This is a genomic window from Falsiroseomonas sp. HC035 (assembly GCF_050563525.1).
Classification (GTDB): Bacteria; Pseudomonadota; Alphaproteobacteria; order Acetobacterales; family Acetobacteraceae; genus Falsiroseomonas.
In genome coordinates this window covers 239,593-255,131 of the sequence record NZ_JBNXUN010000008.1, presented here as the reverse complement: position 1 = coordinate 255,131, position 15,539 = coordinate 239,593, and the positions used below count along the sequence as shown (strand labels likewise).

Below are 15,539 nucleotides of genomic sequence, written 5' to 3'. Positions count from 1 at the left end.
GCCGCTCTCGCGCTATCAGCTTTCGATATCGAGCGCACAGGCGCACCTGTGCTTTCCAGGCGATGTCACGGATCGCCCTGGGCAGATCCTCGATGCGGTCGTGCAATTTGCGACTCACCCGCGCCTGCATGCGATACGTCCAGGCCCCTTCGATCAGGACCCGGCGTGCAATGGAGTTGCCAGCCTTGGTGATACCGCCGCGGCTGATGCTGGCGCCACTGGAGTGCTCGGAGGGGACCAGGCCCAGATAAGCCATGAGCTGTCGCGGGTTCGCGAAGCGGTTGAAGTCACCGACCTCCGACGCCAGCGTCACCGCGACAATGAGACCGACGCCGCGCATGGCTTGCACTGCCTGAACGACGGGTGCCAGCGACCAGGTCGGCAGCAAGGCCTCGATATGGTCAAGGATGCGCGCGGCCCTGGCCTCGGCGTCCTGAACCACATGAATGTAGTCTTGCAGGACGATCTGCTGGGCCGGATGGTCAAAGCGGATCGTCGTCAGCCACCGACGGTATGCCACCGTCCAGCCTTTCTTGCCGGCGTGGATCCGGCCGTTCCGCAGCAGGAAGCCCTGTAGTTGCTGGCGGGATTTGGTGACGTCTCGCATCGCGCCGGCACGAAGGCGGACCAGATCACGCATCGCCTCATGTGCGGGATCCGGCACCCAGACGCTCGTCAACTCGCCGGCCCGGTGAAGTCTGGCCAACATGGCGGCGTCTCTGCGATCTGTTTTGACCCGGTCGCCTGCGCGGATGGGGATGAGCGAAGGGGCGACAACCTGGCATTCATGCCCCAGACCGACCAACTGCCGGTGCAGTCCATAGCCACAAGGCCCGGCCTCGTAGACGAAGCTCAGCCGCTTGCCCCCCAACGACAGCCGTTGGGCAAGCTTCTTTATGACATCTGCCCGGTTTGCGAAGACGCCCAGGTCGCGAACCTCGCCGCGACGCTCTCCATCCGCCGTTGCCACCGCAACTGTCGCCTTGTGGACATCCAGCCCAATGAAGGTGGTAAGAATCATCTGGTCCGTCCCCTCATGTATGAGGCTCGGCGTCGGCCAATCCGACGCAACCCTCGGACGGTGCATGCCGTGGGACGGGCCGCCTAGCCGCTCAGATCGCAATCATCCAGTCTAGATCAGGCTAGCGGCGACGACCGCCCCCGCGATGGCCAATACCAGGATGGCGGCGGCGGCGCCTTCGCGGAAAACGTCCTCGATCCGGTCCAGATCCTCGCCGATGACGGTTTGCGGCTTCGGGCGCGATCGGCGCAGCGACCGCGACCCGGCACGCTCGGCGGCCCTTGCGGCGGCGCTCAGGGCCGCCACCCGGCGTTGCACCGGACCAAGCGCATCGCCTTCTGGCAAGCCAGGCGCCTTCAGCCCGACCGCGACCGCGCCCGCAATCATCAGCGCCGCAAGCCCCAGCGGCCAGGCCTCGAAGATCAGCGACCGCAGGTCTGCGGCCAGCGGGGTCTTGCCGGTGATCCTGGCGTACAGAAGCCATGGCAGCCACAGCGCCGCCCCGGACAGGGCGAGGAACGGCAGGGCCATCAGCCGCGGCGGGCGGCAGCGCGATCTCGCCCTTGGCAGCACCGCCAGACAGCGCGCCATCGCCAGCGCCGTCGTTAGCGCCGAGAGGCCGATCAGCGCGGCCCCAAAGGCCCCGGCCTGGTCCTTGAGCGCCGATTTGACCAGCGCCCCGGCCAGTAGCTGCATCCCGGCCAGCGACAAGCCCAGCACCGCCAGCCCCCCCAGAAGCCCCCAGCGCCAGGCCCGCCCGCAGACCGGTGCCAGCCCGACGCCCAGGAACAGCGCCCCCTTGGCCAGCCCGTGATGCAGCGCGAACAACGCCACCGCCGGCAGCACGGCCGCCGGCGCGCTGCCCTCGGCCAGGGCAAAGCCCAGAACCCCCATGACCAGGCCCATCTGGCTGACCGTGGAATAGGCCAGCACCGCCTTGGCGCCGGCCTGCGCCAGCCCCAGCAGCGCCGCGAGGAAGAGGCCGGAAAAGCCCAGGATCATCAGGACATTGCCCGCGACCGCCGCCGGCATGCCCAGCGGCAGGAAGGCCACCAGCCCGAAAATCCCGGCCTTGACGATGGCGCCCGACAGCACGGCCGAGGCCGGCACCGGCGCGGCCGGATGCGCCACCGGCAGCCAGACATGAAGGGGCATCAGCCCGGCCTTGATCCCGAAGCCCGCGATCAGCAGCGGCACCGCCGCGGGATGCGCCGAAGGCAGGGCAAGGCCCGCGCGAACCGCCTCGATGCCTATGGCGCCGCCCGCCCCGAACGAGGCCAGCATCAGCCCGACCAGGATCGCCACCTCGCCGCAGACAGCCAGCACCAGATAGACCGTCCCCGCCCGCATGGAGGCGGGCTGGCGGTCATGGATCACCAGCGGATAGGCCAGAAGCGAGACCAGCGCGAAGAACACGTAGAAGGTGACGATGTCGGCGGCGATAAAGACGCCGAGATTGCCGGCCAGGACCAGGTTCCAGAACAGCGCGAAGGCGGCGGGCCGCCCGTCGTGCCGCATGTAGAAGGCGGCATACACCCCGGCCCAGAACCACAGCGTCGCCGCACCGCCGAGAAACAGTGCGCCGGTTGCGCCCAGCTCCAGGCCGCTGTCCAGCAGCACCCCCGGCAGCGCGACGGGAACGTCGCGCGACGCGACGAGGGCCGCCGCCAGGGCCGGCAGTGGGCCAAGCGGCAGCAGCAGCATCATGCGCGGCCCCCAGCCCGGCAGCAGGGCCAGCCCCGCCAGGAGCATCGGCCAGAGTACGGCCAGCGGCAAAAGCAGCGTCGGATCGGCGGTCATCGCAGATAGCCCAGCCCGACCAGCGTGGCCCAGCCGAGCGGGCTGAAGGACAGCGAGGCGAAGATGCCAGCCCCCAGCGAAACCACCGCCGTCACCACCGCGGGCAGGATCAGCATCCGGTCGCGGGTGGTGGCCAGCTCGGCGATGGCGGGCCGGCCGGGCGGCGGCGGCAGCAGCCATGCGCGGTACAGCAGCGGCAGGAAATAGGCGGCGTTCAGAAGCGACGAGCCCGCCAGCACCGCGACCGCCCAGGCCGCATCCGACTGCAACGCCCCGACCCCGAGATACCATTTCGAGATGAAGCCGGCCACCGGCGGCATCCCCATCATTCCCAGCGCCCCGACCGAGAACGCCGCCATCGTCACCGGCATCAGCCGGCCCGCGCCGTCCAGCTCGGCGATCGCCTTGATCCCCATCCGGTTGGCAAGCGCGCCAGCGCACATGAACAGCGTGATCTTCATGATGCCCTGATGCACCAGATGCACCAGCCCGCCGATCACCGCGAAGGGCCCGATCAGGCTGGCACCCAGCACGATGTAGCTGACCTGGCTGACGGTGGAATAGGCCAGCCGCTTCTTGAGGTCGCTCTGCATCAGCGCCCGCACCGAGCCGTAGAGGATCGTCGCCGAGGCAAGCGCGGCCAGTGGCACACCCAGGCCCAGTTCGGCCACGGTGCCGATGCCGTAGACATCGTAGATCACGCGCACGATGCCGAAGGCCCCGGCCTTGACCACCGCGACGGCGTGCAGGAGCGCGCTGACGGGGGCGGGGGCGGCCATCGCCTCGGGCAGCCAGCCATGGAAAGGGATGATCGCCGCCTTGACCCCCAGCCCGCCGATACACAGGATGAAGATAAGCGTCAGGGTCAGGGGCGGGATGGCGCCCAGATTGGCGGGGGCGGAAAACTCGATCGCGCCGACCAACGATTGCAGCCACAGGATTCCGGCCAGGAAGGCGACGCTGCCGGCCAGCGTGTAGGTCAGATAGATCTGCCCTGCCCGCAGCGACTTGTCGTCGCCCCGGTGCGCCACCAGCGGCCAGGTCGCCAGCGTCAGCAGTTCGTAGAACAGGAAGAAGGTGATCGCGGTGCCCGACATCGCCACGCCGGTGGCCGCCAGCACGCACAGGTTGAAGAACCCGAAGAAGCGCGGCAGGTTCGGACCCCGGTCGAAATAGGCGATGGCGTAGATCGTGGTCAGCAGCCACAGAAACACCGAAAGCGTCACGAACAGCAGCGCCAGCGGGTCCAGCCGCAGCACGAAATCGTAGCTCGGCAGGAACTCGTAGCGCCATTCGAACACCACGCCCGCCTGCGCCTGCAACAGCAGGTATGCCACCACCAGGAGCTTGACGAAGGCCACGCCGATGTTCGCCCCATTGCGCCACGCCGAGAGACGCTCGGGCAGGGCAAAGCTGACCAGAGCGGCGACGACCGGCAGCAGGACCAGCACAAGCGGCGCGAAGGTCATCATGGCGCGGCCGCGCCAGGGGCGGCCCAGGGCGCGGCAATCGCCGACAGATTGTGCAGCGCGCTGCCGCCGAAACCCATGACGATGGCCAGCCCCGCCAGCACCAGCGGCGCCGCCGTGCGCACCCCGAGCGTCGCAGGCGCACGCGGCGCCGGCCCGGCGGCAAAGCAGGCCGAGAGCGCCCGGAAGAAATAGACCGCCGCCAGCAGACCGCCCAGAATCATCACGCCGGCATAAAGGAAGGCGCCCTGCGCGATCGCCGCGTTCAGAAGCAGGAACTTGCCGGTGAACCCGCCCGAGGGCGGCAAGCCCATCAGCGACACCGCCGCGAGGCCGAAGGCGGTCACCGTCATCGGCATCGCCTGCGCCAGCCCGCCCAGATCGCCGATCCTGTCGCCGGCGGCGGCCTTCAGCATCAGCCCGGCGGCGAGGAACATCGCCGCCTTGGCCAGCATGTGCGCCACCGCATGCAGCATCATCCCGGCCCAGGCACCGGACGGGTCCGGCGCGCCTGCGACCAGCGGAAAGGCGAGGAACAGGTAGCCGACCTGCGCCACCGTCGAGTAGGCCACCAGCGCCTTCAGCCGCTGCTGCCGCATCGCCTGGACCGAGCCGTAGATCACCGCCAGCGCCCCCGACCCGCCCAGCACATGCAGCGCGGTCTGGCCGGTGACGGCCGGAAAGGCCTCGAACCAGAGCCGCAGCAGGATCACAAATCCCAGCTTGACCGCGATCGCCGACAGCAGCGCGCTGGCCGGGGCGGGGGCGGCGGCGTGGGCGGGCGGCAGCCAGCCATGCATCGGGAAAAGCGCAGCCTTGATCAGAAGTCCCGCCGTCATCAGCCCCAGCGCCAGCATCGTCGCCAGATCGGGCTGTGCGACCTGCGAAAGCAGGGTGACGTCCACGGTGTTGTAACGCGCCACCAGAAGCGCCACTCCCAGGAGGTAGGCCAGCGAGCCGACCAGCGCGATCATGAAATAGCGCAGCGCCGCCTCCAGCGAGCCCATCGCCGCCAGCGCCACGGCGGCCAGGCTGACCATCTCCAGCGTGACATAGAGGTTGAACAGATCGGTGGTCAGAAAGCCCGCATTCGCCCCCGCCCAGAGCAGATAGATCAGCGGCCAGAAGGTCTCGGCCTGCGCTGCGTGGCCGGCCTTCTCCGGCGGATCGGCCAGCGCGTGCAGCCCGACCGCGCCGATCACCAGCGCCGTGGCCGCCACCATCAGCCGCGCCACCCCACCGGGGCGCAAAAGGATGCCCAAGGGCAAGTCCCAGTGGCCGACCAGATAGGCCGCATCGGGCGGCACCAGCGCCAGCCAGAGCGCCAGCCCCGCCATCGCGGGCGCCGCCGGCAGGATCAGCCAGCGCGCAGCCCGCCCCGCCAGCAGGGCGGCCAGCATGAAGCCGAGCGGCACCGCCACCAGAAGGTCAAGCGGGCTCAGGGCCCGGGCTTTCCGCCGTCGGGGCGGGTGGCGGCTTTCGTCGCCACGCGCGCCTCGGCCAGCCGCACGATCATCGCCGCGCCGAAGGCGGTCAGCGCAACGGCCACGACGATCCCGGTGATGACCAGCGCCTGCGGGAACGGATCGGTCGCGTCGGCTCCTCGGCCCAGACCGCCCAGGATCAGGAAGATGCCTGCCCCGACCACGTTGATCGCAAGCAACTGGCGCAACGGATGGCGCAGGGTGATGAAGGCGAAAAGACCCAGCCCGGCCAGGACCGCGCCGGTCAGGGCGTAAACATGGCCCGTCACCATGAAACCGGCCTCAGCAATCGCTGTGCCTGTCGGTGCCGCCGGCGGGGTCCGGCCACCCGATGACATTGGGCCCTGCCACCAGCAGCGCCAGCGTGGCCCCGATCGAAAGGAACAGCGAGTATTCGATCGCCAGGATCGCCGCCTTCGCCAATCCTTCAGGATAGACCAGAAAGCCTCCGAACCCCATTCCGGCCAGGCCGATCAGCAGAAAGACCAGCGGTCCCAGGACCAGCGCCACCCGCAGCCCCGGAAGGTCGCTGCGCGGCAGGCCGATCGCGCCGCCTATCGCCGACACCATCAGCCCGCCCGCGAGAACGGTGCCGGCCTGAAAAGCTCCGCCCGGCACGTCCGATCCAGCCCAGACCAGATATGCCGCCATCACCAGCGCCACCGGCAGCAGAAACCGCCCGAAACTGCGGGCCACCCGGCGCATCGGCACATCGGCCATGCCGAGATCAGCCGGACGGCCCGGCCAGACCCCGGCGGGCGCCAACGACCAGACCGCGACCAGCGCGCCGAGCAGCACGAAGCTTTCCAGGAGCGTGTCATAGGCGCGGAAGGCCAGCAGGACGCCGGTCACCCGGTTCTCGATGCCAAGCCCCGGCATCAGCGGCGCGACCGCGCGGTCAAGCCCGCTTTCCGGCGGGATCGAGAGCACCGCCGCAGCCAGCAGCAGCACGAAGCCCGTGCAGGCCGCAAGGGCGCCCGCCCGCAGCCACGCGGACGTATCGCCGCAGGTCGCGTCATCGCCCAGCGCCAGAAGCCGCGCCCGGGCCAGGATCAGAAGGACCCCGGTGACCCCGGCGCCGAGCGCGATCTCGGCCAGCGCCACGTTGACCGCATCGAGCCCCAGCCAGGCCAGACCCAGGAGGTTGCCGAAGGCGATGAAGAAGGCGATGGCCGCCAGCGCGTCGCGCACGAAAAGCGCGATGCCCGCCGTGCCGAGGATCATCAGGCACAGGATGATGTCGAAGGCGCCGGTCATGGCTGGACGCCGTCCTGATGGCTGCGGGTCCCGTCCAGGCGGGCCTGCCGGGCGAGCAGTTGAGACGTGATGCCGGCCGCGATCACCGCGAACAGCCAGACCAGCGCGATCTTGGCGGCCACCGCCAGCGAATCCCAGTGGAGCGCCGCCGCCAGCGCCACCAGCCCCAGGCCGAGGTTGTCGGCCTTGGTCAGCGCATGCAAACGCGAGGCGGTGTCAGGAAAACGCAGGAGGCCCAGCGAGCCTGCCCCATAGAAGGCCAGCCCCGCGCCCAGCAGCGCCAGAACCGCCAGATCGGTCCAGCTCATCCCCTGCCGTCCGCCCGGCCGCCAGGCCCGGCAGCGCCTCGCGCGAAGGCGGTCACCGCGACGGCGGCCAGCAGCGTGCCGATCAGCGCCGCGTCCAGCATCGCCGCATCGCGCCGCGCCGCGCCGAGGATCACCGCCACGCCGATCACTCCGGTGCCGGCCAGCTGGGCGGCCATGATCCGCTCCACCGGACCGGGTCCGCGCCAGCAGCGCACCAGCGCGACGGCGACGGTCAGAAGCAGGAAGACTGCTGCAAGCGTCAACCAGTCAGCCATTCGCGGCATCTAGGCTGCCAATGCGCCGGTCGAACAGGCCAAGAACCCGGCGTTCATCGGCCTGCATCCTGTCGGCAGAGTATCCCGTGACGTTCAAAAGGTGGACGTCCATCGCCGCGTCGCCGGGCCCCGCCGCGACGCTTCCGGGCAGGATGCTGACCACCCCGCCCAGCAGCACACCGGCCGCTTCATTCCGGTTGGTGAGTTCAGCGCGCACCCAGCCAGGCGCGATCGGCAGGCGGGGGTCGAGGGCACGCCGCGCGACATCGAGTCCACCCATGAAGGCGTCCGTCAGGAAACGCGGCAGGAACGCCGCCACCCGCCAGAGCACGATGCCAGGCTGGTCCGCGGGATACAGTCGCAGACTGAGCAGCGTCGCAGCAGCAACCGCAAGCCCGCCGTAAATCAGCGCATCCGCCTCCCCACCCGTCAAGGTGACCCAAAGCAGCGCAAAAATCACCGACCGGTTCAGAGCTGAGGCAAGCCGCATCGTCTTTCGAGTGCCCTTGTGGGTGGCGGGTCGGATAATAGTACTTTTCAGGATTTCGACAACCGGAACACAGGCAAGCGCCCGTGGGCAGCGCTTGCCTCCCCGCAGAAGGACCATCGGACCGCAGAGCGGCACAGCATACCGCGCCCGGCGGATTTCTGCCATGCCGCCCTGGGCCGCCGATGCTGGCCGGCGACCACCGGGACCTCGCGCGCCATCGCGACGCAGCGGGTCGGCCGCCGGTCGCGACAATCAGAGGTCGAACGGGCCAGCCAGGATCGGCTTGCGCTTGCGGCAACGCGGATCGTCGTCGCGTAGCGACCATCGTCACGGCCGGGGCCTCGCGGCGGCATCAGCGGGAGGGCGGACGGTTCCGCGAAGGAGCCGCATACGGCCTCGGGCGGCTGGCGGGTCATCCGGACAGCGCCGCCGGAACCGGCAGCAGGAACGCCGCCCAGGCCGCCGCCAGGCCAAGAATGAGCCCAGGCACCACGCGGCCGGCAAAGCCGCCGCGCCCGAGCGTCAAGGCCAGGACAACCCGGACGCCGGTGTTGGTGCTGATCGCCGCAAGGATCGGCAGCACCGCCTCCTGCGGCGCGATCTGGCCCGCCCCGACCATCAGCGCGACCGAGATTGCCGCCGATTGCGTGTTGACGATGCCGGCCAGCGCGGCGGCCGCGATCATGGCGTTCAGCCCGAACTCCTGCTGCACGGCGGTGGACGCCAGCATGATCCCGGCCAGGGCCGCCGAAAAGGCCAGCGCCCCGGTCAGGCTGATCGCGCGCGGCTGCACGACCGGAGTGGCGCCCTGGTCTGGCGGCGGGTTCTCGGCGCAGGCCGGCGGCGCTCGCAAGGCCGTAATCGTCCATGGCGCGGCATAAAGGACTGCCGCCAGACCCCCGGCCAGCAGTGGCAGCGCCATCGCGTTCAGCGTGGCCACGCTGGCCGCCGCCAGCACCATCGACATCGTGACGGCCGTCGAGAGCGAGGACAGACAGGCCCCCGCGACCGCCCCCCGCATCTGCGCAGGTGCCGAGCGCGTCCGCCGGGCCATGTCACGGATGGTCGCCGTGCTGGAGACGAAACCCGAGGCGAAACCGGTCAGCGCCAGTCCGTGTTGCGCCCCGTAGAGCCGCACCGCCACATGGCCGGCTGCGGCGATGACCATGACCATGATCACCACCGACCACATCAGATAGGGGTTCAGCAGCCCGTAGGGGCCGAAGGTCCGGTTTGGGAGGATCGGCAGCACCACGAGCGTGGCGGCCGCCAGCAAGAGCCCATCGCGCAATTCCTGCTCGGTCATCACCGACCGCACGAAGCCGCGCAGATAGGCCCGCGATGCCAGAAGCACCGCCACCACGACCCCGGTCCCGGCGGCGACCACGGGATGCGTCACCGACAACCCGCCCAGCAGCACAGTCATCACCAGGGCGACCTCGGTGGTCAGGCCGATGTGTTCTGACTTGTCGCGCCAGTAGGCCAGCCCAGCCAGCAGCATGACGCTGATGATGACGGTGGCCAGCAGGATGACACCGCCGGCCTGCTGCGCAACGGCGCCCAGAAGCGCCGTGATGGCAAATGTTCGGATTCCGGCCAAAGACTTGACGTCGGGCGACATGCGCTGCTCGCGCTCGGCCCCGATCAGGAGGCCGATCCCCAGTGCTTCGGCGAGATTGAACAGGATCAGCGCCTCCTGGTTCATCGGCGGGCCCGGCAGGCGTTGCCCTCGGGTGCGCCGCCGAAGGCGGGCGAGCGCTCGATCCGGGGGAGGAGGAAATCCTCATGGAAGTCGTCGGCCATGTCCTCGCCGGCGTGGTCGTGGCGAAGCGCAAGGCCGCGAGCGACACCCTCGGCGAGGCCGCCGACGTGGCGGCGCACGTCATGGCGGATCGGTTCGAGAGTCTCGAAGCGGGTGGCGCGTCGCGCAGCGTGGACGCCGACGCGCTCGGCCGAGCGGTGACCGACGGCGATGAACACCGCGACCTGCCCCCCGGCGGTGATAGTGGTGGTCAGGCCGGTGGCCCGGAGGGTGTCCAACGTCTCCGGCATGGTCGTGCGTTCGTGCCTCAGCGGCCCGCGTGGCACGCCGCTCCGCGACGGGGCGGGCAGATCGTGCGCGCGCATAAGGCGCGGCACCCCCGGCCGGGCCGTCTCTCTCGTCGCCATGTCCGTCCCTCCGGCCGATACTGTCCGCCCACGCGACGATAGACCGCCCCGCCTGATCAGCCGAGGGACGACGGGCACGGCGCGCCGTCCGCGGCTCCGAGTAGCCGTGCAGCATCGCACATAGGGTTTCTGCGTATGGCCATGATCGACGCCCATGTCCTCGCCGCCGCGCGGCTGCATGGCGACGACACCACCGTCCCCGTGCTGGCCCGGGGCAAGACGATCACCGGCCGGGTCTGGACCCATGTCCGCGACGACCGGCCCTTTGGTGGGGCGGCGCCACCGGCGGCGATGTTCCGCTACTCGCGGGACCGGACGGCCGAGCATCCGAACCGGCACCTGGCAGGCTACGCCGGTATCCTGCAGGCTGACGCCTATGCGGGCTACAACGCCCTGTACGAGGCGGATCGACAACCCGGGCCGGTCACCGAGGCGGCGTGTTGGGCGCATGGCAGGCGCAAGCTGTTCGAGCTGGCCGAACTGCAGCGCGCGCCGCTGGCCATCGAGGCGGTGCGACGGATCGACGCCATCTTTGACGCCGAGCGAGTCATCAACGGGTCGGCCGCCGAGGCGCGCCTGGCCGTCCGCCAGCAGCACATCGCGCTGCTCGTCACCGCGCTTGAGATCTGGATGAAGGAGAACCGCGGCAAGCTGTCCCGGCACAACCCGGTCGCCAAGGCCATGGACTACATGCTGACCCGCTGGGAGGCATTCACCCGGTTCCTGCATGACGGCCGGATCTGCCTCAGCAACAACGCGGCCGAGCGGGCGCTGCGTGGTATCGCTCTCGGAAGAAAATCATGGCTGTTCGCCGGCAGCGATCGTGGCGGCGACGCGCACGCGCAGCGCCGCGAAGCGCGCCGAGAGCCGCCCCTTGGTGCCGCTGCGCCAGGAGATGGACCGCCAGGTCGCGCCGGCGAGGATCGCCTCGGCAGGCTGTGACGGCTGGTCAGGGACGTGGCGCTGGCGCGGTCGGCCACGCCCAGCGATCGGAAAGATCAGCGCGACATCGGCCGGATAGACCTTCTGGTGGCGCGGGATGCCGACCGCCCAGCGCAGGTCGCGCGCGCTCAGCGCCTGGCGGAAGGGTGCGCTCAGGCCATAGCCGGCATCGGCCAGCACCGCGCCAAAGCGCAGCCCCGCCGCGCGCAGGCGGTCGATCTCCTCGATGGCAATCTCGGGCTTCGTTCTCGCGGCCTGGAACTCCGCCGGAACGCCCGCGCGCTGCATCCTCTCGGGATCGGCGATCCAGCTGTCGGGCAGAAACAGCCGCAGCCCCACCACCACGGGGACCTCGCCGCGGGCCAGCGTGAGTGAGACCAGGGTCTGGCAGTTGGCCTGCTTGCCGAGCGCCGAGGCGTATTGCGGCGCCACGCCGACCGAGGCGCTGCCCTTCTTAGGCAGTGCGGTGTCGTCCACCACCAGCACCGCATCCGTTCCACCGAGCAGGTCATCCGCCTTGCGGGCCAGTTCCTCCAGCAGCGGCGCGGCGTCCCAGTTGCCTGCCGAGACGAAGTGGTGGAGCCGATCATGCGTGCCGAGGCCTAGCCGCTCGGCCATCGGCTGGATGCTCTTGCGATCACCTGGCCCGATCAGCCCGGCAACGTAGAGCGGACACATCCGCTGCCGCGCCCTGTGGCCGAGCCGCTCCAGGAAGGGGGCGAGCCAGCGCTCCAGATCGCCACGCCAGCCCGCGCCGACACCCTCTCGCACCATGATCGGCTCCCCAAAGCCGATCCCTCATGAATCACGCAACCGCCCACAGGGGAATCCGAGATCAGCCGCCACTCAGCATTTTTCTGCCAAAGTAGTGCTAGCCTGAACCGGAACGCCGGACTGAGCTCAGGACTCATGACGCCGCTGCGGCTGGGCAAGCCTGCTGTCACGGGCTAAGTCAAGCTAACATTCCGCCCACGAGCAAGGATCCCCCCTATTAGCAAGCGTCCCACCCTGAAGCCCCGCTGGCAGCGCCCACTTTATGTCTCGCTCGGCTGCCTCTGTGTCGTCTTCGGCATCGTTGCGCTGGTGATCCCATTGATTCCCGGCGTCGTATTTCTTGTGCTCGCGACCGCTTGCTTTTCTCGCTCGTCGCCCGCGATGGAGAAATGGCTGACAACGCATCCGCGGTTCGGCAAGCTCATAATGGACTGGCAGTCTTCGGGCGTGATCCCGCGTGGCATGAAATGGATCATTACGTTCAGTGTGATAGTAAGCTATTCGTTGATCTTCCTGGAGACGGAGTCGCGTGTTCTACAGGCCCTCGCGGCCGGAATCATGCTCTCCGTGCTCGCCTATGTTTGGAACAGGCCGGAACAGCCTTTGTCGCCTTGAGCTTCCATGCCGCAAAATGATGCGTGGTCCCCGGCTCGGTTTCCGTACGCGTTCAAACGCCGCCTTTACGCTTTCGTCGGATGTTAGATCGCTCTAGCAGTCTGTCGGGTTTGGGTCTGCTGGCGGTGTGATAGTCGGGTTGTGGGTCAGGCGGCGGGCCGCAGACGATGAAGCCTGCGGCAGTTGTAGGCCAGAGCGATCAGGGTCCACTCGCTGGCAACCTTGGCGATGCCGCGGAGGTGGAAGCGGGTGAAGCCGAGGGCGGACTTGATGATGCCGAAGACGGGTTCGACGGTCTGCTTTCGGTGGGCGTAGCGGGCTTTGGCATCGGGGGTCTCCAGCTTGGTCCTCATGGCGAGACGCCAGGGTTCGGTGACGCGGCGCGGGGTCTTCCGCTTGGGCGGGGGCGGAAGTCGTAGGGCCGGTGCGGCTGGGTGCGGCCGATGGCGACCAGCGGCTCGATGTTCTCTGCCTCGAGGGCGGCGTCCGCCTCGGCTGAGGCGAAGCCTGTGTCGGCGAGAACGATCCTCGGCAGGCCGATGCCGTGCTCCATGCCGAGGATGGTTGAGGCAAAGCTCGGCGCATCTCGTCGCGCGCTTCCATCAGCTGGTGCACCAGTTGGGCTGCTGTGGTGAACACGACGCTGAACCCCCTCTGGCAGGCGTCCAGGCCGAGGCCCAGGGCGACGTGGCTCTTGCCGGTGCCGCTGTTGCCAAGCGCGATGATGTTCTCGCGCCGCAGGATGTATTCGCAGCGCGCCAGTTCGAGGACCAGCATCTTGTTGAGGCTGGGAATGACGGTGAACACCGCATTGCCTCGCCTAATTTGCTCCCTGGAGTGACCTATTGCCTCACCTGAGACGCTCCCGAGCGGCATGGAGCGCCGAGGGACGGGATGAGGCGGGTGAGCATGGCGACACGGGACGAGGTGGTGGCTGCGGTTGTGGAACGGTATGCCCGTTCGAGCCGGTTGGAGCGTGGGCGGATCCTGGACGAATTCGTCGCTTTGACGGGGCACCATCGGAAGCACGCGATGCGGCTTTTGCGAACTGGCGGGGCTGGCCGGGCGGAGCGGCGGGTGCGCCGGGACCGCGTCTATGACGCGGCCATGCGCGAGGCGGTGATCGTGCTGTGGGAGGCGTCGGACCGGGTGTGCGGCAAGCGGCTGCGGCCGTTGCTGCCGATGCTGGTCGAGGCGATGGAACGGCACGGTCATCTGCAGTTGGCGGCGGAGGTGCGCGCTGGCATGCTGTCGATGAGTGCGGCGACGATTGACCGCGTGCTGAAAGAGCCGCGTGGAAAGGCCGGGGTCAGGCGGCGTCGCCGAGCGCCGCCGTCGGCTGCGGTCAGGCGGAGCGTGCCGGTGCGGACATTCTCCGACTGGGGTGACCCGGCGCCGGGCTACTTCGAGGCGGATCTGGTGTCGCACAGCGGGCCGATGACGCGGGGCAGCTACGTGCAGACGTTGGTGCTGACCGACATTGCGAGCGGCTGGACGGAATGCGCGCCGCTGCTGGTGCGGGAGCAGGTGCTGCTGACGGAGGTGCTCGACGAGATCCGGAAGGTGTTGCCGATGACGCCGCTCGGCTTCGACACGGACAACGACAGCGTGTTCATGAACGAGACGGTACGGGACTACTGTGCCGGCGCGGGGCTGGAGTTCACGCGGTGCCGGCCGTATCGCAAGAATGACCAGGCGCATGTCGAGCAGAAGAATGGCGCGGTCGTGCGACGGATCGTCGGCTACCGGCGGTACGAGGGCCTGGACGCGGCGGCGGCGCTGGCGGAGCTGTATCGCTCGGTTCGGCTGTTCGTGAACTTTTTCCAGCCGTCGTTCAAGCTGGCGGAGAAGTTGCGCGACGGGGCGTTGGTCCGGAAGCGTTACCACGCGCCGCGGACGCCCTGCCAACGGCTGCTGGAGGACGAGCGCGTGTCGGACGAGGGCAAGGCGGGACTGCGTGCCACGGCGTCCCGTCTGGATCCCGTACGGTTGCTGCACGACATCCGTGCCGGCCAGCAGCGCCTCGTGGAGATCTCCGACCGGTCAGGGCTGGTGGAGCGGGCGGCGCCGTCGGAGCCGGCGCTCGAGGCATTCCTGAAGGGGCTGCGGACGGCGTGGCGCGAGGGAGAGGTGCGCCCGACGGCGCAGCCGAAGCCGGTGGCGAAGAGAGGGCGGCGGCGCCCGGATCCATTCGCGCAGGTGACGGCGCAGTTGCACGAGTGGTTTCTCGCCGCGCCGTCCCTGACGGCACGAGAGCTGCTGGCCCGCCTCCAGGCGGAGGTGCCGGCGGTCTACCCCGAGACGCTGCTGCGGACGCTACAGCGCCGGGTGAAGGGCTGGCGGGCGGCGGTGGCACGCGATTTGGTGTTCGGGCCGGGATCGGGGGTTGCGGCCGGGAGGGGTCATGAGGCAACGGGAGCGGCGGCTGCGTCAACGGGCGTGGCCGGTGCGGCAACGGGTATGGCAGGCTGAGGCAGCGACGCGCCTCGGGAGCAAACTGGTGAGGCAACGGGCACTCAGCTCGGGAGCATTCTCAGGTGAGGCAATACGCCGGTCGCGACAATCAGAGGTCGAACGGGCCACTCGGCATCGGCTTGCGCTTGCGGCGGCGCGGATCGTTGCCGTCGTCGCAGCGACCATCGTCACGGCAGGGGCGGCTGTCGCGTTCCCGCGGCGGCGGAGGGCCATCGCCGCGCGCCGCCGGGCGGGCAGACGCCGCGTATGGTCCTGCCGACATGCCCATCGCATTCATGCCCGATGCCCCGCAAGGATCCGACGCGATCCAGAGCGAGGTTCGGGTTGCTGATGCGATGGGGGCCAGGATCGGCAGGTTCGACCGGCCCACACCCGGGCATGACGGCCAGACTGCACGGGGAACCCATCTCGGGCAGGCGCCGGGCCGACCAGGGACGGGAAGCGGAAGTCGAGCTGCCCT

The 15,539-nt window shown here is 69.3% G+C and carries 14 protein-coding genes and 4 pseudogenes; 3 read left to right on the top strand and 15 right to left on the bottom strand.

The window, feature by feature from the left end; all coding sequences use genetic code 11:
* The 11 genes from ACLF3G_RS18435 to ACLF3G_RS18385 all read right to left on the bottom strand — a co-directional run.
* Nucleotides 1–1,021 (bottom strand): IS110 family transposase (locus tag ACLF3G_RS18435; protein WP_430670863.1); only part of this gene is annotated, 1,021 nt, incomplete at its 3' end.
* A 111-nt stretch (nt 1,022–1,132) separates the two neighbouring features.
* Nucleotides 1,133–2,821, bottom strand: a complete 1,689-nt coding sequence (locus tag ACLF3G_RS18430) for a complex I subunit 5 family protein (protein ID WP_430670862.1) — start codon at nt 2,819–2,821, stop codon at nt 1,133–1,135.
* Nucleotides 2,818–4,293, bottom strand: coding sequence for a complex I subunit 5 family protein (locus tag ACLF3G_RS18425; RefSeq protein WP_430670861.1), 1,476 nt, complete (start codon nt 4,291–4,293; stop codon nt 2,818–2,820). The genes ACLF3G_RS18430 and ACLF3G_RS18425 overlap by 4 nt, the downstream gene beginning before the upstream one ends.
* Nucleotides 4,290–5,711 (bottom strand): complex I subunit 5 family protein, encoded by a 1,422-nt coding sequence (locus ACLF3G_RS18420; RefSeq protein WP_430670860.1) that lies wholly within the window; start codon nt 5,709–5,711, stop codon nt 4,290–4,292. The genes ACLF3G_RS18425 and ACLF3G_RS18420 overlap by 4 nt, the downstream gene beginning before the upstream one ends.
* Nucleotides 5,712–5,728: 17 nt before the next feature.
* Nucleotides 5,729–6,046, bottom strand: coding sequence for an NADH-quinone oxidoreductase subunit K (locus ACLF3G_RS18415; RefSeq protein ID WP_430670859.1), 318 nt, complete (start codon nt 6,044–6,046; stop codon nt 5,729–5,731).
* A gap of 10 nt (nt 6,047–6,056) precedes the next feature.
* Nucleotides 6,057–7,031 (bottom strand): MnhB domain-containing protein, encoded by a 975-nt coding sequence (locus ACLF3G_RS18410; protein WP_430670858.1) that lies wholly within the window; start codon nt 7,029–7,031, stop codon nt 6,057–6,059.
* Nucleotides 7,028–7,339 (bottom strand): cation:proton antiporter, encoded by a 312-nt coding sequence (locus tag ACLF3G_RS18405; RefSeq protein ID WP_430670857.1) that lies wholly within the window; start codon nt 7,337–7,339, stop codon nt 7,028–7,030. The genes ACLF3G_RS18410 and ACLF3G_RS18405 overlap by 4 nt, the downstream gene beginning before the upstream one ends.
* Complete coding sequence (locus tag ACLF3G_RS18400; RefSeq protein WP_430670856.1) at nt 7,336–7,614, bottom strand: MrpF/PhaF family protein; 279 nt, start codon at nt 7,612–7,614, stop codon at nt 7,336–7,338. Before ACLF3G_RS18400 ends, ACLF3G_RS18405 begins: the two co-directional genes overlap by 4 nt.
* Entirely contained in the window at nt 7,607–8,269 is a 663-nt protein-coding gene (locus ACLF3G_RS18395) for a Na+/H+ antiporter subunit E (RefSeq protein ID WP_430670855.1), read from the bottom strand. The genes ACLF3G_RS18400 and ACLF3G_RS18395 overlap by 8 nt, the downstream gene beginning before the upstream one ends.
* A gap of 247 nt (nt 8,270–8,516) precedes the next feature.
* Nucleotides 8,517–9,809 carry an MgtC/SapB family protein gene (locus ACLF3G_RS18390; RefSeq protein ID WP_430670854.1) on the bottom strand — a complete coding sequence of 431 codons (1,293 nt, stop codon included), beginning with the start codon at nt 9,807–9,809 and terminating at the stop codon, nt 8,517–8,519.
* On the bottom strand, nt 9,806–10,144 hold the full coding sequence (locus ACLF3G_RS18385) for a hypothetical protein (RefSeq protein ID WP_430670852.1): 339 nt from the start codon (nt 10,142–10,144) through the stop codon (nt 9,806–9,808). The genes ACLF3G_RS18390 and ACLF3G_RS18385 overlap by 4 nt, the downstream gene beginning before the upstream one ends.
* Before the next feature lie 270 nt (nt 10,145–10,414).
* Here ACLF3G_RS18385 and tnpC point away from each other — a divergent pair.
* A pseudogene (gene tnpC / locus ACLF3G_RS18380) lies at nt 10,415–11,116 on the top strand (IS66 family transposase); the annotation flags it as partial.
* Here the strand turns inward: tnpC and ACLF3G_RS18375 are convergent.
* Nucleotides 11,102–11,989: pseudogene (locus ACLF3G_RS18375) on the bottom strand (IS701 family transposase); the annotation flags it as partial. The pseudogenes tnpC and ACLF3G_RS18375 overlap by 15 nt on opposite strands.
* A 207-nt stretch (nt 11,990–12,196) precedes the next feature.
* Here ACLF3G_RS18375 and ACLF3G_RS18370 point away from each other — a divergent pair.
* Nucleotides 12,197–12,604, top strand: a complete 408-nt coding sequence (locus tag ACLF3G_RS18370; protein ID WP_430670866.1) for a YbaN family protein — start codon at nt 12,197–12,199, stop codon at nt 12,602–12,604.
* Nucleotides 12,605–12,750: 146 nt separating this feature from the next.
* Here ACLF3G_RS18370 and ACLF3G_RS18365 read toward each other — a convergent pair.
* The 3 genes and pseudogenes from ACLF3G_RS18365 to ACLF3G_RS18355 form a co-directional block, all read right to left on the bottom strand.
* A pseudogene (locus ACLF3G_RS18365) lies at nt 12,751–13,038 on the bottom strand (transposase); the annotation flags it as partial.
* Nucleotides 12,954–13,157 (bottom strand): hypothetical protein, encoded by a 204-nt coding sequence (locus ACLF3G_RS18360; protein WP_430670867.1) that lies wholly within the window; start codon nt 13,155–13,157, stop codon nt 12,954–12,956. The gene ACLF3G_RS18360 and the pseudogene ACLF3G_RS18365, both read right to left, overlap by 85 nt.
* Nucleotides 13,158–13,249: 92 nt before the next feature.
* Nucleotides 13,250–13,381: pseudogene (locus ACLF3G_RS18355) on the bottom strand (ATP-binding protein); the annotation flags it as partial.
* A gap of 117 nt (nt 13,382–13,498) precedes the next feature.
* Here ACLF3G_RS18355 and ACLF3G_RS18350 point away from each other — a divergent pair.
* Nucleotides 13,499–15,076 carry an ISNCY family transposase gene (locus ACLF3G_RS18350; RefSeq protein ID WP_430670853.1) on the top strand — a complete coding sequence of 526 codons (1,578 nt, stop codon included), beginning with the start codon at nt 13,499–13,501 and terminating at the stop codon, nt 15,074–15,076.
* Nucleotides 15,077–15,539 lie beyond the last annotated feature (463 nt).

What these genes read in the sequence shown, in the direction of transcription:
- ACLF3G_RS18430 (WP_430670862.1), bottom strand. Translation starts at nt 2,821, where the DNA reads ATGACCGCCGATCCGACGCTGCTTTTGCCGCTGGCCGTACTCTGGCCG.
- ACLF3G_RS18395 (WP_430670855.1), bottom strand. Translation starts at nt 8,269, where the DNA reads ATGGCAGAAATCCGCCGGGCGCGGTATGCTGTGCCGCTCTGCGGTCCG.
- ACLF3G_RS18350 (WP_430670853.1), top strand. Translation starts at nt 13,499, where the DNA reads ATGAGGCGGGTGAGCATGGCGACACGGGACGAGGTGGTGGCTGCGGTT.
- ACLF3G_RS18390 (WP_430670854.1), bottom strand. Translation starts at nt 9,809, where the DNA reads ATGAACCAGGAGGCGCTGATCCTGTTCAATCTCGCCGAAGCACTGGGG.
- ACLF3G_RS18425 (WP_430670861.1), bottom strand. Translation starts at nt 4,293, where the DNA reads ATGATGACCTTCGCGCCGCTTGTGCTGGTCCTGCTGCCGGTCGTCGCC.
- ACLF3G_RS18405 (WP_430670857.1), bottom strand. Translation starts at nt 7,339, where the DNA reads ATGAGCTGGACCGATCTGGCGGTTCTGGCGCTGCTGGGCGCGGGGCTG.
- ACLF3G_RS18360 (WP_430670867.1), bottom strand. Translation starts at nt 13,157, where the DNA reads ATGGAGCACGGCATCGGCCTGCCGAGGATCGTTCTCGCCGACACAGGC.
- ACLF3G_RS18415 (WP_430670859.1), bottom strand. Translation starts at nt 6,046, where the DNA reads ATGGTGACGGGCCATGTTTACGCCCTGACCGGCGCGGTCCTGGCCGGG.
- ACLF3G_RS18400 (WP_430670856.1), bottom strand. Translation starts at nt 7,614, where the DNA reads ATGGCTGACTGGTTGACGCTTGCAGCAGTCTTCCTGCTTCTGACCGTC.
- ACLF3G_RS18410 (WP_430670858.1), bottom strand. Translation starts at nt 7,031, where the DNA reads ATGACCGGCGCCTTCGACATCATCCTGTGCCTGATGATCCTCGGCACG.